The sequence below is a fragment of the Enterobacter cloacae complex sp. P27C genome (assembly GCF_014895705.1).
GTDB lineage: Bacteria > Pseudomonadota > Gammaproteobacteria > Enterobacterales > Enterobacteriaceae > Enterobacter > Enterobacter bugandensis.
In genome coordinates, this window is the sequence record NZ_JADBQB010000005.1 from 379,396 (window position 1) to 399,955 (window position 20,560).

22 protein-coding genes are annotated in these 20,560 nt (G+C 52.4%); 10 read left to right on the top strand and 12 right to left on the bottom strand.

The window, feature by feature from the left end; genetic code table 11:
• Positions 1-137: 137 nt before the first annotated feature.
• Both yedE and yedF read left to right on the top strand, forming a co-directional pair.
• On the top strand, positions 138-1,349 hold the full coding sequence (gene yedE, locus IM291_RS12920) for a selenium metabolism membrane protein YedE/FdhT (RefSeq protein WP_048960531.1): 1,212 nt from the start codon (positions 138-140) through the stop codon (positions 1,347-1,349).
• Positions 1,346-1,579, top strand: coding sequence for a sulfurtransferase-like selenium metabolism protein YedF (gene yedF, locus IM291_RS12925; RefSeq protein ID WP_045260667.1), 234 nt, complete (start codon positions 1,346-1,348; stop codon positions 1,577-1,579). Before yedE ends, yedF begins: the two co-directional genes overlap by 4 nt.
• Positions 1,580-1,735: 156 nt before the next feature.
• Here yedF and IM291_RS12930 read toward each other — a convergent pair whose 3' ends face one another.
• Both IM291_RS12930 and ompW read right to left on the bottom strand, forming a co-directional pair.
• Positions 1,736-1,945, bottom strand: coding sequence for a hypothetical protein (locus IM291_RS12930; RefSeq protein ID WP_192971172.1), 210 nt, complete (start codon positions 1,943-1,945; stop codon positions 1,736-1,738).
• Positions 1,946-2,089: 144 nt separating this feature from the next.
• A complete protein-coding gene (gene ompW, locus IM291_RS12935) occupies positions 2,090-2,722 on the bottom strand; it encodes an outer membrane protein OmpW (RefSeq protein ID WP_045260668.1) in 633 nt (210 codons plus the stop codon).
• Positions 2,723-3,003: 281 nt separating this feature from the next.
• Between ompW and IM291_RS12940 the strand changes: the two genes are divergently transcribed.
• The 4 genes from IM291_RS12940 (at position 3,004) to yciA (ending at position 5,273) form a co-directional block, all read left to right on the top strand.
• Positions 3,004-3,408 (top strand): YkgJ family cysteine cluster protein, encoded by a 405-nt coding sequence (locus tag IM291_RS12940; RefSeq protein ID WP_059357684.1) that lies wholly within the window; start codon positions 3,004-3,006, stop codon positions 3,406-3,408.
• Positions 3,409-3,433: 25 nt separating this feature from the next.
• Positions 3,434-4,177: a YciC family protein gene (locus IM291_RS12945; protein ID WP_028013418.1), complete on the top strand. Its 744-nt coding sequence runs from the start codon at positions 3,434-3,436 to the stop codon at positions 4,175-4,177.
• Positions 4,178-4,233: 56 nt separating this feature from the next.
• Positions 4,234-4,773 carry a septation protein A gene (locus IM291_RS12950; protein WP_028013419.1) on the top strand — a complete coding sequence of 180 codons (540 nt, stop codon included), beginning with the start codon at positions 4,234-4,236 and terminating at the stop codon, positions 4,771-4,773.
• 104 nt (positions 4,774-4,877) lie between these two features.
• Entirely contained in the window at positions 4,878-5,273 is a 396-nt protein-coding gene (gene yciA / locus IM291_RS12955) for an acyl-CoA thioester hydrolase YciA (RefSeq protein WP_028013420.1), read from the top strand.
• Between the two features lie 38 nt (positions 5,274-5,311).
• On the opposite strand, the gene tonB is transcribed toward yciA, so the two are convergent.
• Positions 5,312-6,034 carry a TonB system transport protein TonB gene (tonB, locus tag IM291_RS12960; protein ID WP_028013421.1) on the bottom strand — a complete coding sequence of 241 codons (723 nt, stop codon included), beginning with the start codon at positions 6,032-6,034 and terminating at the stop codon, positions 5,312-5,314.
• 222 nt (positions 6,035-6,256) lie between these two features.
• Between tonB and IM291_RS12965 the strand changes: the two genes are divergently transcribed.
• Complete coding sequence (locus IM291_RS12965) at positions 6,257-6,553, top strand: YciI family protein (RefSeq protein ID WP_045260670.1); 297 nt, start codon at positions 6,257-6,259, stop codon at positions 6,551-6,553.
• Between the two features lie 34 nt (positions 6,554-6,587).
• On the opposite strand, the gene leuE is transcribed toward IM291_RS12965, so the two are convergent.
• Complete coding sequence (gene leuE / locus IM291_RS12970; RefSeq protein ID WP_192987046.1) at positions 6,588-7,223, bottom strand: leucine efflux protein LeuE; 636 nt, start codon at positions 7,221-7,223, stop codon at positions 6,588-6,590.
• 106 nt (positions 7,224-7,329) lie between these two features.
• Positions 7,330-7,503, bottom strand: a complete 174-nt coding sequence (locus tag IM291_RS12975) for a YciY family protein (RefSeq protein WP_086379783.1) — start codon at positions 7,501-7,503, stop codon at positions 7,330-7,332.
• A gap of 144 nt (positions 7,504-7,647) precedes the next feature.
• Between IM291_RS12975 and cls the strand changes: the two genes are divergently transcribed.
• Both cls and IM291_RS12985 read left to right on the top strand, forming a co-directional pair.
• A complete protein-coding gene (gene cls / locus IM291_RS12980; RefSeq protein WP_028013424.1) occupies positions 7,648-9,108 on the top strand; it encodes a cardiolipin synthase in 1,461 nt (486 codons plus the stop codon).
• Positions 9,109-9,141: 33 nt separating this feature from the next.
• Positions 9,142-9,471, top strand: a complete 330-nt coding sequence (locus IM291_RS12985) for an HI1450 family dsDNA-mimic protein (protein WP_006810881.1) — start codon at positions 9,142-9,144, stop codon at positions 9,469-9,471.
• A gap of 31 nt (positions 9,472-9,502) precedes the next feature.
• On the opposite strand, the gene IM291_RS12990 is transcribed toward IM291_RS12985, so the two are convergent.
• The 7 genes from IM291_RS12990 to IM291_RS13020 all read right to left on the bottom strand — a co-directional run bounded on the left by IM291_RS12990 (position 9,503) and on the right by IM291_RS13020 (position 17,391).
• Complete coding sequence (locus IM291_RS12990; RefSeq protein ID WP_045260682.1) at positions 9,503-10,339, bottom strand: ion transporter; 837 nt, start codon at positions 10,337-10,339, stop codon at positions 9,503-9,505.
• A gap of 48 nt (positions 10,340-10,387) precedes the next feature.
• Positions 10,388-11,392: a murein tripeptide/oligopeptide ABC transporter ATP-binding protein OppF gene (gene oppF, locus IM291_RS12995; protein ID WP_041909608.1), complete on the bottom strand. Its 1,005-nt coding sequence runs from the start codon at positions 11,390-11,392 to the stop codon at positions 10,388-10,390.
• Entirely contained in the window at positions 11,389-12,402 is a 1,014-nt protein-coding gene (locus IM291_RS13000) for an ABC transporter ATP-binding protein (RefSeq protein ID WP_028013427.1), read from the bottom strand. Before IM291_RS13000 ends, oppF begins: the two co-directional genes overlap by 4 nt.
• An 11-nt stretch (positions 12,403-12,413) precedes the next feature.
• Positions 12,414-13,322, bottom strand: a complete 909-nt coding sequence (gene oppC / locus IM291_RS13005; protein WP_028013428.1) for an oligopeptide ABC transporter permease OppC — start codon at positions 13,320-13,322, stop codon at positions 12,414-12,416.
• A 14-nt stretch (positions 13,323-13,336) separates the two neighbouring features.
• Entirely contained in the window at positions 13,337-14,257 is a 921-nt protein-coding gene (gene oppB / locus IM291_RS13010) for an oligopeptide ABC transporter permease OppB (RefSeq protein WP_028013429.1), read from the bottom strand.
• An 83-nt stretch (positions 14,258-14,340) separates the two neighbouring features.
• Positions 14,341-15,972 (bottom strand): oligopeptide ABC transporter substrate-binding protein OppA, encoded by a 1,632-nt coding sequence (oppA, locus tag IM291_RS13015; RefSeq protein ID WP_028013430.1) that lies wholly within the window; start codon positions 15,970-15,972, stop codon positions 14,341-14,343.
• A gap of 771 nt (positions 15,973-16,743) precedes the next feature.
• Positions 16,744-17,391, bottom strand: coding sequence for a YchE family NAAT transporter (locus IM291_RS13020; RefSeq protein ID WP_047368710.1), 648 nt, complete (start codon positions 17,389-17,391; stop codon positions 16,744-16,746).
• Positions 17,392-17,869: 478 nt separating this feature from the next.
• Here IM291_RS13020 and adhE point away from each other — a divergent pair, with 478 nt between their 5' ends.
• The gene (gene adhE, locus IM291_RS13025; RefSeq protein ID WP_028013432.1) at positions 17,870-20,548 is read left to right on the top strand and encodes a bifunctional acetaldehyde-CoA/alcohol dehydrogenase; all 2,679 of its coding nucleotides are present in this window, start codon (positions 17,870-17,872) and stop codon (positions 20,546-20,548) included.
• Positions 20,549-20,560 lie beyond the last annotated feature (12 nt).

Genomic DNA, 20,560 nt, shown 5'->3' on the forward strand with positions numbered 1-20,560 from the left:
TCTCCATCCTCTCCAAAGGATTACGTCAAAATTGATCCCGTCGATATTTTCGGTGTGAATAGCTTTTCAAACTTTCGCGTAAGCGTATGATCTGGACTCTTTTTAGCACTAATCCTTCTGAGTTCAGAGGCTTATTCATGTCATGGCAATCCTTCAAACAGACTTACCTGGTTAAGTTCTGGTCACCTGTTCCGGCCGTCATCGCGGCAGGCATTCTCTCTACTTATTATTTCGGCATTACCGGCACCTTCTGGGCCGTCACCGGTGAATTCACCCGCTGGGGTGGGCAACTGCTGCAGCTCGCAGGCGTACACACCGAAGAGTGGGGATACTTCAAACTCATTCACCTGGACGGTACCCCTCTTACCCGCATCGACGGAATGATGATTATCGGCATGTTCGGCGGCTGTTTCGCTGCGGCGCTGTGGGCAAACAACGTTAAGCTGCGCATGCCCAAAAGCCGCGTTCGCATCATGCAGGCGGTAGTCGGGGGTATGATTGCCGGGTTTGGCGCCCGCCTGGCGATGGGCTGTAATCTGGCCGCGTTCTTTACGGGGATTCCGCAGTTCTCCCTTCATGCCTGGTTTTTTGCCGTGGCCACGGCGATTGGCTCTTACTTCGGAGCAAAATTCACCCTTCTGCCGCTGTTCCGCATTCCGGTGAAAATGACAAAAGTCAGCGCGGCGTCCCCGCTAACCCAAAAACCGGAGCAGGCAAAGCGCCGTTTCCGCCTGGGTATGCTGGTCTTTTTTGCTATGATCGCATGGGCCATTTGCACGGCGATGAATCAGCCGAAGCTTGGCCTGGCGATGTTGTTCGGCGTCGGCTTTGGCCTGCTGATCGAACGCGCGCAGATCTGCTTTACCTCTGCGTTTCGCGATATGTGGATCACCGGAAGGACGATGATGGCGAAGGCAATCATTGCCGGCATGGCGGTGAGCGCTATCGGCATCTTCAGCTATGTTCAGCTCGGTGTTGAACCGAAGATCATGTGGGCTGGCCCGAACGCGGTGATTGGCGGTCTGCTGTTTGGCTTCGGGATTGTGCTGGCGGGCGGGTGTGAAACCGGCTGGATGTACCGCGCGGTTGAGGGACAGGTGCACTACTGGTGGGTCGGGCTTGGGAATGTCCTTGGATCCACACTCCTCGCATACTTCTGGGACGACGTGTCCCCGGTGCTTGCCACAAACTGGGACAAGGTTAACCTGCTGAGCGCTTTCGGCCCTCTCGGCGGCCTGCTGGTGACTTATGCCCTGCTGCTGGTCGCTTTTTTACTGGTTGTCGCACAGGAGAAACGCTTCTTCCGCCGTGCCGTCGTCAAAACTGAAACGCAGGAGAACGCTGCATGAAAGAGATCGTCCCCGACTATCGTCTGGATATGGTCGGTGAACCCTGCCCGTATCCGGCGGTTGCCACGCTTGAGGCACTGCCGCAGCTGGAAAAAGGTGAAATTCTGGAGGTGGTGAGCGATTGTCCGCAATCCATCAACAACATTCCGCTGGATGCAAAAAACCACGGTTATACGGTGCTGGATATCCAGCAGGATGGCCCAACCATTCGCTATCTGATTCAAAAATGATCGCTAAGGGCCTCGCAAGGGGCCTTTATCGTATTGAATTATAAGTCATGTTGATCCACGGCAAAAACGCGATTTTTGACTTAAGTAAAATCTCATTTCCCTTTTGAAGGAGGTTTTCGCGGTTTGATGTATTTACGAGCTTTACTGGTTTTCGCCTTATTGATTCCCTTCCACGCGCTGTCCCTGAATTTTTCTTCGACCTTCCTGCGACTTAATTGCCCGGAAAGAGGACTTGTCGACGTTATTCTGCACGTCTATGACCATACTCAGGAACGATGGCGCGGTCATTTTGAAACCGGCGCGGGTCATAAACGTGTGGGTGATACCGAAATTATCCCGTTTGCCAACGGTGATATTCTCTTCCATTCCCTGTCCAGCGACGCTTTCAGCTATTTATATGATGGGGAAAAGATCCTGAGGCACTGCGTAAAGCTTGACGAGCGGCCGGTTTATCCGTCGTTTTGAAGCGAGCAAAGCAAACTGGCCACCCTGTGGCCAGTTTGACGGGGATCAGAAACGATAACCCGCAGAGAACATGAACACCCACGGATCCAGACGCGTATTGATGCTTTGCTGCTCGCCGCCCGCCTTGAAGCGTACGTCCGTATCAATATCCATATACCAGACCGAGGCGTTGATCAGCCAGTCGCGGTTAATCAGATAGTCCAGACCAACCTGCCCAGCCATACCCCACGAGTCTTTCAGGCTGAGATCTGAGAGTCCTGCTTCTTTGCCGGTATCGTTGAATTTCTCATCGAAGAAGGTGGTGTAGTTCACACCCGCGCCAATATATGGACGCACCTTGCTGCTGGCATCGCCAAAGTACCATTGCGCCATCAGCGTTGGCGGTAAATGGTGAACCGTGGCGATATCACCGGTCGCACCAAGACCGACACGGTGACGGAACGGGGTTGCCGCCAAAAGCTCAACACCAACGTTATCCGTCGCCATCCAGGTGAATGTTAAACCTAACTGGGTGTTGTTACTGACGTTAAAACCGCCCATACCCAACACGTTATCCGATCCTTCAGTTGGGCGAACCGTAGCCGAACCGGCACGAATAAAGAATTCGCCTGCTTCATGTGCATACGCGCCGCCAGAGAGACTGCTTAATACAAGGGCTGCCACCGCTAATTTTTTCATATCCGCTCCATCGTTGTGGTTTTAATCGCGGATGAGAATATACTCACAAAAGAGTAATAAGTGATCTGCCACAGATCACATTAAAACCAGTAAGTTAACATTCATTGATCTGGGTTAATTTTTTGTGGCGCTTTGAAAAGCAATAAGTTGTTTCTATGTCAATTTTTGGCATTTCACAGTTACAAAATTTTCTCTTTTCCCCCTCTTGCTCTTCCTCTGTCGGCTGGATAATTTATCGCTCTCACAAGTTGATTTGATGCGTTCTTTTTTGCAGGTGTGCTATGAGTGAAGTTAACCCGTGCATGACGTGCGGAGCCTGTTGTGCGTATTTTCGAGTCTCTTTCTATTGGGCTGAAGCCAGCGATGGCGGCGGTACCGTTCCGGTTCATCTTACTGAGCCGTTAACCCCCTTTCTGCGCTGCATGCGCGGCACCAATCAAAAGCAGGCCCGCTGTGACGCGCTGCAGGGTGAGCCCGGGGTTTCGACCCGGTGCGCGATCTATGAGGATCGCCCCAGCCCGTGCCGGGAATTTGCCATGTCGGGGGAAGATGGGCAGGTCAACGAAGCCTGTAATCGCGCCCGCGCGCGCTTTGGATTACCGCCGCTTTACAAAGATATGCTTTTCCATACAAGCCTTGATGCTGCCACAGCAGGTTCATCCGGTGTACAATTGCCGGCTAATTAACACCTGCAATACGCAAGGAGAGTGCATGTCTATCACGGCGAAGTCTGTCTACCGTGACACGGGAAATTTTTTCCGCAATCAGTTCATTACCTTTTTACTGATCGCGTTGCTTTGCGCCTTTATCACTGTGGTGCTGGGTCATGCGTTCTCACCGAGTGAAGAACAGATTGCCAGCCTGAGCCAGGGCGACCATCTTGCAGGAAGCGTTGGGCTATTTGAACTGGTGCAAAACATGACGCCAGAGCAGCAACAAATTCTGCTCCGGGCGTCTGCCGCATCCACGTTTTCTGGCCTGATTGGTAACGCCATTCTGGCGGGCGGCGTTTTGCTGATGATCCAACTGGTGTCGGCGGGCCACCGGGTCAGCGCCTTGCGGGCGATTGGCGCCAGCGCGCCGGTCTTACCTAAGCTGTTTATCCTGATCTTTTTAACCACCATGCTGGTGCAGATGGGAATTATGCTGGTTGTGGTGCCGGGCGTGTTACTGGCTATTGTGCTCGCTTTTGCCCCAGTAATGATCGTGCAGGATAAAATGGGAATTTTTACCGCGATGCGCAGCAGCATCCGACTCGCATGGGCTAATATGCGTCTGGTGGCTCCCGCAGTCATTGCCTGGCTGCTGGCAAAAACGCTCCTGCTCCTGTTTGCACCGAATTTTGCGGTATTAACCCCGAACGTTGGCGCGGTGGTCGCGAATACACTGAGCAACCTGATTTCAGCGGTGCTGCTTGTCTATCTGTTCCGCCTGTATATGTTAATTCGTCAGTAACCCTGATGCCGGGTGCATGACAGGGCCCGGCTCAACAAAGAAGATGGAATCACAGAATGAAGCAGTTTCTTGATTTTTTACCGCTGGTGGTCTTTTTCGCGTTTTACAAACTGTATGACATTTATGCTGCCACCACAGCGCTGATTATTGCGACAGCGGTTGTGCTGATCTACAGCTGGGTTCGCTACCGTAAAGTTGAGAAAATGGCGCTGGTAACGTTCGTCCTGGTCGCCGTATTCGGTGGGCTAACCCTCTTCTTCCACAATGATGAATTTATCAAGTGGAAAGTTACGGTGATCTACGCGCTGTTTGCGGGTGCGCTGCTCATCAGCCAGTGGGTGATGAAAAAGCCGCTGATCCAGCGCATGCTCGGCAAAGAGCTGACGCTGCCTCAGGAAGTCTGGTCGCGCCTGAATATCGCCTGGGCCGTGTTCTTTATCCTTTGCGGTCTTGCCAATATCTATATCGCTTTCTGGCTGCCACAGAATATCTGGGTCAACTTCAAGGTCTTCGGCCTGACGGCCCTGACGCTGATATTCACCCTGCTAAGCGGCATTTATATCTATCGCCACATGCCGCAGGACGACAAGCACTGATTGCTGACTGACCAGAACGTGTTCGACAGGCGTTCTGGTCTATTCTCTCCGCTGTGAAATCATAGTAGCATCCCGCCTGAAGTCTTCCGTTATGAGTTAAAACAATGACAACAAATAACGCCCCTCAGGGCGAACTGGTTTTACGCACACTGGCAATGCCCGCTGACACCAATGCCAATGGCGATATTTTTGGCGGCTGGCTGATGTCGCAGATGGATATGGGCGGCGCAATTCTGGCAAAAGAGATTGCTCACGGACGCGTGGTGACCGTGCGGGTGGATGGAATGACCTTCCTGCGCCCGGTTGCGGTAGGTGATGTGGTTTGCTGTTACGCCCGCTGCGTAAAGCGCGGCAATACATCCATCTCCATCAACATTGAAGTCTGGGTGAAGAAAGTCTCTTCTGAACCGATTGGACAGCGCTATAAAGCAACTGAAGCGCTGTTTATTTATGTCGCTGTCGATAGCGAGGGTAAACCTCGTCAGCTTCCGCCAGCCTGAATGGCAGGCAAAAAAAAGCCTCCTTTCGGAGGCTTTTTTTATTCCATCTGCGCCCCGCCGTTCAGGCGGAAAACAATGTTCACGATCAGTCCGCTTCCCGGTTTACCGGGTTCGTAGCGCCATCTGCGCATCGCCGACTTCACTTCGCGCTCAAACATATTAGAAGGTTGCGCAGACAGGATTTCCACGTTATCCACGCGGCCATCCGCAGTGACGTCAAATTTCACCCGTACGCGACCTTCAATACGCAAGGCCTGAGCCCGCGCCGGATACTGAGGCTGATTACGGCTCAACGCACGTGGGCCCGCTGGTGCGGCAACCGTCGGCTTCGCCGCCGGTGCGCTGTTATTCATGACCGGACGCGAAGGCGCTGCATTCTCGACCGGCTGGGTCGCGCGCGGTTCAACCGGGCGTTCTTCACGTTTAGGACGCTCCTCGACCTTCTTCACCGGCTTTGGCTTCGGCTTAGGTTTTGGCTTCGGTTCAGGTTTGTGGATCACCACCGGTGCCTCCTTCGGTGGCTCCGGTACAGGCTCGGGTTCCGGTTCAGGCTCAGCAACCGGCTGTGGCGGTGGTGGCGCAACCTGCGGCGGTTCGAGATCCGCTGGCGAGACCATGGTTACCGAGATCGGCTGGGCAGGTGCGGGCATTTCAATAACCTGATGAACCGAGGTGTAGAGCAAACCCGCCACGACGGCACCGTGAATCACGACGGACAACAGCGTCGGCCAGGGAAAGCGGCGAGGTAAATCAAGGGTCATCGAGGTCATAATCATCAACGTTAAAAAACCGGACCCTGATTTTAAATGCAAATAGCAATCATATTCAATAAGACACTTTGTTCTGGCGCAATTTAAGCGCAGGAGTGGTCAAAAAAAGGACATCCAGATCGGGGTATTAACGTTGTTTTTATCTTTACATTGCAGTCAATTGCCCTTTCACATAACGTAACTGACACTTTATAACGCTTAAGGAGCTTCACCGTGCTTTACGTGATTTACTCTGAAGATGTCGCTGATTCCCTCGAAAAACGTCTCTCTGTTCGCCCTGCCCATCTGGCTCGCCTGCAGCTGCTCCAGGACGAAGGCCGTTTGCTGACCGCGGGTCCAATGCCTGCTGTTGACAGCAATGACCCGGGAGCCGCCGGTTTTTCTGGCTCCACGGTAATTGCTGAGTTTGAGTCTCTTGAAGCGGCGCAGGCCTGGGCTGACGCAGACCCATACGTTGCGGCGGGTGTGTATGCAAAAGTGACAGTGCGACCGTATAAGAAAGTGTTCTGAGGTAAAAAGGCTCCCGCAGGAGCCTTTCTTCACATCAATGAAGTGACGCTAACCGCGCCGCAAACCCGACAAACAGCAGCCCTATCAGCCCGTTCCCCAGCTTTGCCAGTTTCTTTTTGGTTTTCAGATAACGCGTAACAAACGCCCCAGAGAAGATCAGGAAGCTCATGTACATAAAGCTAATCAGCTCAAGCGTGGTAGCGAGGATCAGGAAAGAGGTCCCGGTATTTTGCGCATTCACGTCGATAAACTGCACAAAGAACGAAACGTAGAACAGAATCGCTTTTGGATTGGTCAGGCTCAGGACGAGGGAGCGTTTCATGATCGTGCTGGCAGGCTCGGTTCCACTCTTTTGAGCGTTATTCTGACGTGTGATCACCGACCAGAGCATTTTTCCGCCCAACCACAGCAGATAGAAAGCCCCGAGATAACGCACGATATTAAAGAGTACGGGGGTCGTCTGGATCAATGCCGCAACACCCGCCCAGGCCAGGAACATCAATATCGCATCACCGATAAACACGCCGGTCGCGGCAAGATACCCTTTTTTAACACCGTGACCGATCCCCGTTTTCAGCACAAACAGGGTGTTTGGCCCGGGAACCAGCACGATAAAAAATGCGCCAACAACATACGTCCAGAAATTCAGTACGCCAAACTCCGCAAACACCTCTCCCTCCTTTTGCTAAAAATAACCAGAATATCGCCGCAATAACGATATTCGCAAAATAAGACACAATATAATCAGCGGGCACCTTGCGGTGCCCTCATGGGTTTCAGATATCCTGGACTGCGAACAGCAACGCATTGCGGTGCCGGGTCAATCCACATTTTCTGATGGCGTGGATACGCATATTGCGGCGGGATTGTGCTTCCAGCCAACGAGCCTTGCGACGACTCACCTGTCGCAACATACGCCAGCGCCCTACTTCTGTTCTACTGCGCTTCATGTCTACAACTCTTTCTCAAACAGAGCCGCCATTATAAACCCAACCCGGCAGCAAACCAGCGCTTTTACCTGGCGTTTTTATTTGCCAGATGAATCCTGATGCGTACACTCATAACAATACGCTTTCAAAAGGATTTTTTTATCTATGACAACCTTCTACACCGTGGTGAGTTGGCTGGTCATTCTGGGATACTGGCTGTTAATCGCGGGTGTGACGTTACGCATCCTGATGAAGCGCAGAGCCGTACCCTCTGCCATGGCCTGGCTTCTGATCATTTATATCCTCCCACTGGTGGGAATTATTGCCTATCTCTCTTTCGGTGAGCTTCATCTGGGTAAGCGCCGTGCCGAGCGGGCGCGCGCAATGTGGCCTTCCACCGCAAAATGGCTTAACGATCTCAAAGCCTGTAAGCATATCTTTGCCGAGGAGAACAGCAGCGTCGCCTCCTCGCTGTTTAAGCTCTGCGAGCGTCGCCAGGGGATTGGCGGCGTTAAGGGCAATCAGCTCCAGCTTCTGACGTCGTCCGATGATGTCATGCAGGCGTTAATCCGCGATATTCAGCTGGCTCGCCATAATATTGAGATGGTGTTTTATATCTGGCAGCCCGGCGGCATGGCTGACCAGGTCGCTGAATCCCTGATGGCGGCCGCACGCAGGGGGATCCACTGCCGTCTGATGCTGGACTCCGCGGGCAGCGTGGCATTTTTCCGTAGCCCCTGGGCGGGCATGATGCGTAACGCCGGTATCGAGGTGGTTGAGGCGCTGAAGGTGAATCTCCTGCGCGTGTTTCTGCGCCGGATGGACCTTCGCCAGCACCGTAAAATGGTCATGATCGATAACTATATTGCCTACACCGGCAGTATGAACATGGTTGACCCGCGCTTCTTTAAACAGGACTCCGGCGTCGGGCAATGGGTGGATCTGATGGCGCGAATGGAGGGGCCGATTGCCACCTCGATGGGCATCGTTTACTCCTGCGACTGGGAGATAGAAACCGGCAAGCGTATCCTGCCGCCACCGCCGGATGGCAATATTATGCCGTTTGAAGAGGCCAGCGGTCATACAATTCATACTATCGCCTCCGGACCAGGCTTCCCGGAGGACTTGATTCACCAGGCGCTGCTGACGGCAACCTACTCCGCGCGTGAATATCTGATCATGACGACGCCCTACTTTGTCCCCAGCGATGATCTGCTGCACGCGATTTGTACCGCAGCGCAGCGCGGCGTCGATGTCAGTATCATTCTGCCACGCAAAAATGACTCCCTTCTGGTGGGCTGGGCCAGCCGTGCCTTCTTTAGCGAACTGCTTGCCGCCGGGGTGAAAATTTACCAGTTTGAAGGCGGGCTCCTGCACACCAAGAGCGTGCTGGTCGACGGCGAATTAAGCCTGGTGGGCACGGTTAACCTTGATATGCGCAGCCTGTGGCTAAACTTTGAAATCACCCTGGTGATTGATGACGCCGGCTTTGGCGGTGACCTGGCGGCGGTTCAGGATGACTATATCTCCCGTTCGCGGCTGCTGGATGCCAGGCTGTGGGTAAAACGTCCGTTATGGCAGCGAATAGCTGAACGACTGTTTTACTTCTTTAGTCCGTTGCTGTAAAACGTGCCCAACGATGTTAAACAGGTAGTCATCATGGAAATGGATCTGAACAATCGCCTGACCGAAGACGAAACGCTCGAGCAGGCCTATGACATTTTTCTCGAACTGGCGGTTGATAACCTCGATCCCGCAGACGTGATCCTCTTTAATCTGCAGTTCGAAGAGCGCGGCGGTGCCGAATTGTTCGACCCTTCAGAGGACTGGGCCGAACATGTAGATTTCGACCTGAACCCTGACTTCTTTGCCGAAGTGGTTATTGGGCTGGCTGATGAAGACGGCGGTGAAATTAACGACATTTTTGCGCGCGTCCTGCTGTGTCGTGAGAAAGACCACAAGCTGTGTCACATACTCTGGCGCGAATAATAAAAAAGGCTGCGATAGCAGCCTTTTTTATTTAATCCGGTAACGCGCTTCCGCAGCGGTTGCAAAACCGCGCGCTGTGTTCATGATCGGCCTGGTGGCAGTTCGGACATTTGCGCCGCTGTTTATGGTTCTGAAACGCGCTGCTCATGTGCGTGGTAATAAGCCCCGTCGGAATGGCAATTACCGAATACCCAATCAGAATCAGCACGGATGCCACAATCCGCCCCAGCGGCGTATGGGGCGTGATATCGCCATACCCCACGGTCGTAACGGTCACTATCGCCCAGTAGACGGACGCGTTGAGCGTCGTGAAGCCATATTTCGGCCCTTCGATCAAATACATCAGCGCGCCAAAAACAATCATCACGATGGCAATAAACGAATAGAACAGAATAAGCTGATGGCGTGCGCTGACGATCGCGCTCCAGAATACGCGCAGCGACGGCATAAAGCGCAGTAACTTCAGGATACGCAAGACCCGAATAACGCGCATCGCTCGCCAGGCGAAAACATAGTTGAGGCTGATCTCCGGCCACAGCCACATCACATAGAGCGGCAGGATCGTCGCTAAATCAATAAAGCCCCAGAAGCTAAAGACGTACTTTGCCGGGTTGGGCCAGCAAACAACACGCAGAATATACTCAGCGGTAAAGACCAGGGTAATAATAAGTTCCAGCCAGACAAACGCATGCCATTCCTCAAATGTCAGGTGATATTGCGTTCCTACACCCGATTCAATAAAGATGACCACTACGCTCAGTAGCGCAAACAGCGCACACAGACCTTCAAAACGGCGTCCCGATACCGTTTCAGGATCGAATAAAAGATGATAGAGCCGCCGACGGGCTGAAGTGAATAAACGCGACACGGTAACCTCGCAAAAAAATAAGGGCTGACATCATGTCAGCCCTTGCGATTATAGCGGGTCTACTTTCAGGCAGGAAACCGCATGTCGGAAACTGCCCTCCAGCACCGGTCGCGTTTTCGCGCATTCCGGCCCGGCCATCGGGCATCGCGTGCGGAACACGCAGCCCGACGGCGGATTGATTGGCGACGGCAATTCCCCTTCCAGAAGCTGAATCGTTTTATTCTTTTCCAGATCCGGATCGGGGATCGGCACCGCCGACATCAGCGCTTTGGTATAAGGGTGCAGCGGGTTATGGTACACCTCGTCATAGGTTCCCAGTTCCACGGCATGGCCCAGATACATCACCAGCACGCGGTCGGAGATGTGTTTTACCACCGCCAGGTCGTGCGCAATGAAGATTAGCGACAGCCCCATTTCGCGCTGTAGTTTCTGAAGCAGGTTAACCACCTGCGCCTGAATCGACACGTCCAGCGCGGAGACCGGTTCATCACAAATAATCAGTTTCGGCTCAAGGATAAGCGCACGCGCAATGCCAATACGCTGACACTGGCCGCCTGAAAATTCATGCGGGTAACGGTTAATGAGGTTAGGCAACAACCCGACTTTGAGCATCATCGCCTTCACGCGGTCGCGGACTTCCTGACGCGGCATCTTTGGATGATAGGTGCGCAGCGGTTCGGCGATAATCTCACCGATGGTCATACGCGGGTTTAATGACGCCAGCGGATCCTGGAAAATCATCTGGATATCGCTGCGCACGTCGCGCCACTCGTCAGGCTTCATGCCCAGCAGATCTTTACCCAGCCAGGCCACTTTGCCGCCGGTGGCTTTCACCAGACCGATAATCGCACGCGCAAAGGTGGATTTACCGCAGCCGGATTCACCCACCACTCCCAGGGTTTCCCCCTCATACAAACGCAAGGTGACGCCATCTACCGCTTTCAGGGTCTTCGGCGGCTGCCAGAACCACTGCTTGCCATCTTTGATGTCGAAATGCACCTTGAGGTCGGCGATTTCGAGCAGCACGTTGCGTTTTTCATCTACTGCGTTCATACCAGCTCCTCCTGCGGCTTAAAGCAGGCGCGCAGACGGCCTGGGGCAAATTCTTCCAGCGGCGGCGCGCTGTTACAGATTTCCATCGCGTGCGGGCAGCGCGGCTGGAACGGACAGCCTTTCGGCAGTCGCAGCAGGTTTGGCGGGTTGCCCGGAATGGTGAGCAGGGACTCCCCTTCCGCATCAAGACGCGGCACCGCGTTCAGCAGGCCAATCGAGTACGGATGGGCTGGCTGATAGAACACGTCGCGCGCTTTGCCGTATTCCATGGTGCGCCCGGCGTACATCACCAGCACTTTGTCACAGATACCGGCAACCACCCCCAGATCGTGGGTGATCATGATAATCGCCGTGTTGAACTCACGCTTAAGCTCGTTCAGCAGGGTCATGATTTGCGCCTGCACGGTGACGTCCAGCGCGGTAGTCGGTTCATCGGCAATCAGCAGTTTTGGCCGGCACAGCAGCGCCATGGCAATCATCACGCGCTGACGCATACCGCCAGAGAACTCGTGCGGGAACATGCGCATGCGCTTGCGCGCTTCCGGCATTTTTACCGCATCCAGCATTTTAACGGATTCCTCAAAAGCTTCCGCTTTGCCCAGACCTTTGTGCAGCATCAGGACTTCCATCAGCTGCTCACCGACGCGCATATACGGGTTCAGGGAGGTCATCGGATCCTGGAAAATCATTGAGATCTGTTCGGCGCGAAGCTTGTTCAGCTCGAGCTCCGGCAGGTTAAGAATTTCGCGACCGTTGAATTTCGCCGAACCGCCAATCACGCCGTTAGCGGCCAGCAGGCCCATTAACGCAAATGCCGTCTGGGATTTTCCGGAGCCGGATTCACCCACGATCCCCAGCGTTTCCCCTTTGCTCAGGTTAAAGTTGAGATCGTTGACCGCAGTAACATCGCCGTCCGGGGTTTTAAAGGTCACGCGGAGGTCTTTAACATCCAGCAGAAGATTGCTCTGCTGCTGCGCCTGTGGCGCAGTGGCCGTTTCAATAATTGTCATGACGGCGCTCCTTAACGGTCTTTCGGGTCGAGGGCATCACGCAGGCCATCGCCGATAAAGTTAAAACAAAACAGGGTAACGACCAGGAAACCCGCCGGATAAAGCAGCAGCCACGGTGAAACTTCCATCGAGTTTGCGCCGTCGCTCAGCAGTGCACCCCAGCTGCTCAGTGGCTCCTGCGTGCCCAGCCCCAGGAAGCTGAGGAAGGATTCAAACAGAATCATGCTTGGCACCAGCAGTGAGGCATAGACCACCACCACGCCCAGCACGTTAGGCACGATATGACGAACCACGATATTACTGGTTGATACACCCCCTACCTGCGCCGCTTCGATAAACTCTTTGCGTTTGAGGCTCAGCGTCTGGCCGCGCACGATACGCGCCATATCCAGCCAGGAAACCATCCCGATGGCCACGAAGATCAACAGGATGTTCTGGCCGAAGAAGGTCACCAGCAAAATCACGAAGAACATAAACGGGAAGGAGTTCAGGATTTCCAGGAGACGCATCATCACCGAGTCTACTTTGCCGCCAAGGTAGCCGGAAAGCGCGCCGTAAAGCGTCCCCACGATCACCGCCACCAGCGCGGCGGCGATACCGACCATCAGAGAAATACGGCCACCAATTGCCACGCGCACCAGCAAATCACGGCCGGATGAATCGGTACCGAAATAGTGGCCGGACTCCATATCAGGCGCGCTGGACATCATGCCCCAGTCCGTATCGAAATAGGTAAATTGCGACAGCATCGGCGCCAGGGTGACAAACAGCGCGATGATCACCAGCACAACCAGGCTGGCGACCGCCGCACGGTTATGCATAAAGCGACGGCGCGCGTCCTGCCAGAGGCTACGACCTTCTACTTCCAGTTTTTCACTGAAGTTTTCCAGCGCCTCGCTGTTTTTCTTACTCAACATCATGGCGTGCTCCAGCGTTAGTAACGAATTTTCGGGTCGATAACGGCATACAGCACATCGACAACGGCGTTAAAGAGAATGGTCAGTGCGCCCACGAGGATCGTGAGGCTCAGAACGAGCGAGTAGTCACGGTTAAGCGCCCCGTTTACGAACAGTTGACCAATACCCGGCAGGCCGTAAATTGTTTCGATAACCATTGAACCCGTAATGATGCCGACGAATGCCGGTCCCATATAGGAGAGCACAGGCAGCAGCGCCGGCTTGAGCGCGTGGCGGAAGATGATCCGGCGCATCGGCAGCCCTTTCGCGCGCGCGGTGCGGATGAAGTTTGAGTGCAGCACTTCGATCATTGAACCACGGGTAATACGCGCGATACTGGCGATGTACGCCAGCGATAATGCCACCATCGGCAAAATCATGAACTTCAATGCCCCGCCGTTCCAGCCGCCCCCGGGCAGCCATTTCAGCGTGATGGCAAATATCATCACCAGCAATGGCGCGACAACGAAGCTGGGTATGACTACCCCGGTCATTGCCACCCCCATTACGGCATAATCCCATTTGGTATTTTGTCTGAGCGCGGCGATAACGCCTGCGGTGACCCCGAGAACGACGGCCAAAATGAATGCTGCAGCACCCAGTTTTGCCGAGACCGGGAAGCTGGAGGCCACCAGATCGTTAACGGAATAGTCTTTATATTTAAATGACGGTCCAAAATCACCGTGCGCCAGCTGCTTCAGATAATTGAAGTATTGGGTGGTGATGGGATCGTTTAAGTGATACTTCGCTTCGATGTTGGCCATGACTTCTGGCGGCAACGTACGTTCACCGGTAAATGGACTTCCCGGCGCGAGACGCATCATAAAGAAGGAAATCGTAATTAGAATAAATAACGTTGGTATCGCTTCTAAACAGCGACGCAGGATAAATTTCAACATTGCCCGTACCTTCTGGCGTGTGCCTGATGAATGTTACAAAGTAGACACAGTGGGGCAAGCCAGGCTCGCCCCACGTATTGCCATTAATGCTTGATAATATAAAGATTCTTAACGGAAATATTATCCAACGGGTCTTTACCGGTATAACCCCCTACCCACGGTTTCACCAGACGGGCGTTAACGTAGTAGTAAACCGGTACAATTGCAGAGTCTTTATCGAGCTGTTCTTCTGATTTCGCGTACAGCTCTGCGCGCTGCGCATCGTCAGACACTTTCAGGGTTTCAGCGATGATCTTGTCAAACGCCGGGCTCTTATAGTGCGCCGTGTTGTTTGAACTGTCGCTGAGCATGGTGTTCAGGAATGATGTCGGTTCGTTATAGTCCGCACACCAGCCCGCACGCGCCACGTCGAAGGTCCCCTGATGACGCGTATCGAGGAAGGTTTTCCACTCCTGGTTTTCCAGCTTAACGTTCACGCCCAGGTTTTTCTTCCAGATAGACGCGACGGCAATCGCCAGTTTTTTATGCAGATCTGATGTGTTATACAGCAGGTTGAACGTCAGCGGCTTGTCTGCGGTGTATCCTGCTTCAGCCAGCAGTTTTTTCGCTTCTTCGTTACGTTTTTCCTGCGACCATTTGAACCACTCAGGCTCAACCAGTTTCATCCCATCGGTATACGGAGGCGTGTAGCTGTACGCCGGCAGATCGCCCTGGTTTTTCACTTTGTTCACGATGATATCGCGATCCAGTGCCAGCTTCAGCGCGGTACGAACGCGCACGTCGGTGAACGGTGCTTTCTGGTTGTTGATTTCGTAATAATAGGTGCACAGATATGGATCGACGTGAACTTCTTTCGGGATCTCTTTCTTCAGCTTCTGGAACAGTTCAATCGGCATGTTGTTATAGGTCATGTCGATTTCACCGCTGCGGTAGCGGTTAACGTCGGTCACTTCGGAAGAGATTGGGAGGTAGGTGACCTGATTAATCACGGTCTTCGCGTTATCCCAGTACTGCGGGTTACGCTCCAGCACCATACGTTCGTTGACCACCCAGTCTTTCAGCTTATAGGCGCCGTTGGTCACGATATTGGCAGGCTGCGTCCATTTTTCACCAAATTTTTCCACGGCGGATTTTGGAACCGGCGAGACGGATGGGTGAACCAGCAGCTTATAGAAGTACGGAACAGGTTCGCTCAACGTCACTTCAAAGGTATTAGCATCGATCGCCTTCACGCCCAGGTCGGTGACCGGCTTTTTACCGGCGATGATGTCATCGATATTGGCGATGTGGCCATACTGCAGATAGCTCGCATACGGAGAGGCGGTATTTGGATTCGCCAGGCGCTGCCAGCTATACACGAAATCTTCGGCGGTAACCGGTGTACCGTCGGACCATTTGGCATCTTTACGCAGATGGAAGGTCCAGACTTTGAAATCTTTGTTTTCCCACTTTTCTGCCACACCCGGTGCCGGGTGGCCGTCAACGTCGGTCACCAGCAGACCTTCAAACAGGTCGCGGTTAACGTTTGACTCAGGAACGCCTTCAATTTTATGCGGATCGAGAGACTGCACTTCCGCACCGTTGTTACGTACCAGCGTCTGTTTTTCCGCCAGTTGAACACCTGCAGGAACGTCCGCAGCCATTGCAGCGTTTCCCGCGATTAGCGCAGTTAAAATCCCCGCCGCTACCAGATTTTTTTTTGTGATGATGGACATTGTGTTGGTACTCCACTCATTATAATTACTGGCTTTCGCCAGCTGTCTAATCCCCTGTTGGGGCCTGTACAGCGCAGGAGTTTTTTTTGCTGCTGTCAGGTTCTTTTTTTACTGCTTGCTATCACCGACTTTTTTATTACTGACCGCTCGTATGGCCGTCTTGCGTCGATTCTTGCCAGGCCTCCCCTGTTTGAGACCTGTGCTGGATATCTGAGAAGAGGATTATATGAAAATAATTCTCATCTACTTGTTTTAAGCTGCAAAATAGTAGGCCGGAAAGTATCAAATGGCGTAAACACGCGCCAATACATTTTGCAAATTTGTTAAGCAATTCTCTTTTACGGCCCAGGCCGTATCGTCCCGCCCAGCCCTTCCATACGTTGAGCACCCTAAAAAACACTTTAAATTCAAACTAATATGGAAGATTTTTTCTTCAGGCGCGTCGCTGCATTATCATCGCGTAGTTTTGTACGAAAATTTAACAATTGATTATTATTTAGCACATTCATCTAACGAAATGTTGAAATTACTAATATCATTTCGGTTATCCCGCAGCAAGCCCAAGACTATCGTGTGAGTAAAATAACAGTGCGTTCGAAGATTTTCTGTGCAGGCAGGCTTGAGATGAATTCATAACTCTATGAAATATATGAGATGAACATTATTAGTAGAATTTATTATGACAGGTAAGCTTTTCAACTTTATTTATATGATTTGCTGATATTGATACAAAAAAAACGGCGCCGAAGCGCCGTTCTTTCGTATGAAATATCAATGTAACAAGCCGGGGAAAATGCTTTTAATACCCGTGACAATGAATTCGATCCCGAGTGCCATTAACAGCAGCCCCATGATACGCGTAATAACGTTGATTCCGGTCTGCCCCAGCAGGCGCACCAGCCATGGCGCCATGCGGAATACGCCCCAGCAACAGAGTGCGAAAACGGCAATCGCGACAGAAAAACCAATCAAATGCATGAGGCTATGGTAACGCGTGCCCCAGACAATGGTTGAACTGATGGCACCCGGCCCGGCCATGAGGGGCAATGCCAACGGAACCACGCCGATACTTTCGCGGATGGCGGTTTCTGACTTTTCCTGCTTGTTCTGCTTATCCTCACCCAGCTTACCGCTGATCATGGACATGGCAATGGTCACCACCAGGATCCCGCCCGCAATGCGGAAGGAGTCAATCGAGATGCCAAAGAGCTGGAGAATGGCATCACCCAGGAAAAGCGAGGTGAGCAAAATGATCGCCACAGACAGGTTAGCGGTAAGATTGGTTTTGTTCCGGGCCGCCGCCGTCTGGTAACTGGTCATACTAATGAAGACAGGAATGATCCCCACCGGGTTGACCAGGGCAAACAGACCAATAAAAAATTTGAAATACGTTGGAAAATCAAAGAGCGTTTGGATCACGTTTTGCTCCGCTTTTGCGCATGCCCGGGACAGTTACATTGTTAGGAAAAATCGCGCTGAAGATACGCTTTTTATTAGCATACTTCACCAGAAATCTGTGCCAAAACGTTAGCATTTCAGAATGTTAAACATATGTTGAGACAATGATAGCGTCACTTCCAATAGTTACTTAATTAATTAACAGTGGAAATATATCCATTAAATAACCCTGCTGAAAGGTATCAGCTTGGTGGAAAATTGATGCAGATCATGATTTCCGTACTCAGAAGTGAGTAATCTTGATTACGCCCCCAGGGAGGTCACCTGACAAAAAGGGATGATGCTAAGGTAAGGCTCTTTTAGTAAATTAGTGTACTGGAGCATAAAGTAACCCTTTGTTTTACTTTATGTAACGCAAGTCGTATTGGCACTGTCTATACTGTCTGACGTATCGAGCGCTGGTTTACTAAAAGAGTTTAAACATTATCAGGAGAGCATTATGGCTGTTACTAATATCGCTGAACTGAACGCCCTCGTCGAGCGCGTTAAAAAAGCCCAGCGTGAATATGCCAATTTCACCCAAGAACAGGTTGATAAAATCTTCCGCGCGGCCGCTCTGGCTGCTGCAGATGCTCGAATCCCTCTCGCTAAAATGGCCGTTGCCGAATCTGGCATGGGTATCGTTGAAGATAAAGTGATCAAAAACCACTTTGCTTCTGAGTATATCTACAACGCCTATAAAGATGAGAAAACCTGTGGCGTTCTGTCTGAAGACGACACCTTCGGGACGATCACCATCGCCGAACCTATCGGCATCATTTGCGGTATTGTTCCAACGACTAACCCTACCTCAACGGCTATCTTCAAATCGCTGATCAGCCTGAAGACCCGTAACGCAATCATCTTCTCTCCACATCCACGTGCGAAAGACGCAACAAATAAAGCAGCAGACATCGTTCTGCAGGCAGCAATTGCTGCGGGCGCACCAAAAGATCTGATTGGCTGGATCGACCAACCTTCTGTTGAACTGTCTAACGCGCTGATGCATCACCCGGACATTAACCTGATTCTGGCGACCGGTGGTCCTGGTATGGTTAAAGCAGCATACAGCTCCGGTAAACCAGCAATTGGTGTAGGCGCAGGTAACACCCCCGTTGTTATCGATGAAACCGCTGACATCAAACGTGCTGTTGCGTCTGTGCTGATGTCTAAAACCTTCGATAACGGCGTTATCTGTGCATCTGAACAGTCTGTAGTTGTTGTTGATTCCGTGTACGACGCAGTACGCGAGCGTTTCGCCAGCCACGGCGGCTACCTGCTGCAGGGCAAAGAGCTGAAAGCGGTTCAGGACATCATCCTGAAAAATGGCGCGCTGAACGCTGCTATCGTAGGTCAGCCAGCCTATAAAATTGCTGAACTCGCAGGCTTTACCGTTCCGGCGACCACCAAGATCCTGATCGGTGAAGTTAAAGTTGTTGACGAAAGCGAGCCGTTTGCTCACGAAAAACTGTCTCCTACGCTTGCTATGTACCGTGCGAAAGATTTCGAAGACGCGGTAGAAAAAGCCGAGAAGCTGGTTGCCATGGGCGGTATCGGTCATACCTCATGTCTGTACACCGACCAGGATAACCAGCCAGAGCGTGTTGCCCACTTCGGTCAGATGATGAAAACTGCCCGTATCCTGATTAACACCCCTGCTTCTCAGGGTGGTATCGGTGACCTGTATAACTTCAAACTCGCACCTTCCCTGACTCTGGGTTGTGGTTCCTGGGGTGGTAACTCCATCTCTGAAAACGTTGGTCCAAAACACCTGATCAACAAGAAAACCGTTGCTAAGCGAGCTGAAAACATGTTGTGGCACAAACTTCCGAAATCTATCTACTTCCGCCGTGGCTCTCTGCCAATCGCGCTGGATGAAGTGATTACTGATGGCCACAAACGTGCGCTCATCGTGACTGACCGTTTCCTGTTCAACAACGGCTACGCTGACCAGATCACCTCTGTGCTGAAAGCGGCTGGCGTCGAAACTGAAGTGTTCTTCGAAGTTGAAGCTGACCCAACCCTGAGCGTTGTACGCAAGGGTGCTGAACTGGCGAACTCCTTCAAACCAGATGTGATTATCGCACTGGGTGGTGGTTCCCCAATGGACGCCGCGAAAATCATGTGGGTTATGTACGAACATCCGGAAACCCACTTCGAAGAGCTGGCGCTGCGCTTTATGGACATCCGTAAACGTATCTACAAGTTCCCGAAAATGGGCGTGAAAGCGAAAATGATCGCCGTCACCACTACTTCCGGTACCGGCTCAGAAGTGACGCCATTCGCGGTAGTAACAGATGACGCAACAGGTCAGAAATACCCGCTGGCTGACTACGCGCTGACGCCAGATATGGCTATCGTTGATGCCAACCTGGTAATGGAAATGCCGAAGTCTCTGTGTGCGTTCGGTGGTCTGGATGCCGTGACTCACGCGCTGGAAGCCTACGTTTCTGTACTGGCGTCTGAGTTCTCTGACGGTCAGGCTCTGCAGGCTCTGAAACTGCTGAAAGAAAACCTGCCAGCGTCCTACAACGAAGGTTCTAAAAACCCTGTAGCACGTGAACGTGTCCACAGTGCAGCAACCATCGCCGGTATCGCGTTTGCGAACGCCTTCCTGGGTGTTTGCCACTCTATGGCGCACAAACTGGGTTCACAGTTCCACATTCCTCACGGTCTGGCGAACGCCCTGTTGATCAGCAACGTTATCCGCTATAACGCCAACGACAACCCAACCAAGCAGACTGCGTTCAGCCAGTATGACCGTCCGCAAGCGCGCCGTCGTTATGCTGAAATCGCTGACCACCTTGGTCTGAGCGCACCGGGCGACCGTACTGCTGCGAAGATTGAGAAACTGCTGGCATGGCTGGAAAGCCTGAAAGCTGAACTGGGTATTCCTAAATCTATCCGTGAAGCAGGCGTTCAGGAAGCTGACTTCCTCGCTCACGTAGACAAGCTGTCTGAAGATGCCTTCGATGACCAGTGTACTGGTGCTAACCCGCGCTACCCACTGATCTCCGAGCTGAAACAGATTCTGCTGGATACCTACTACGGTCGTGAGTTCAAAGAAGGTGACGTTGCTGCTGTGAAAACAGAAGCTCCGGTTATTAAAGCTGACAAGAAAGCGAAGAAAAGCGCTTAACTGACAGTCTGA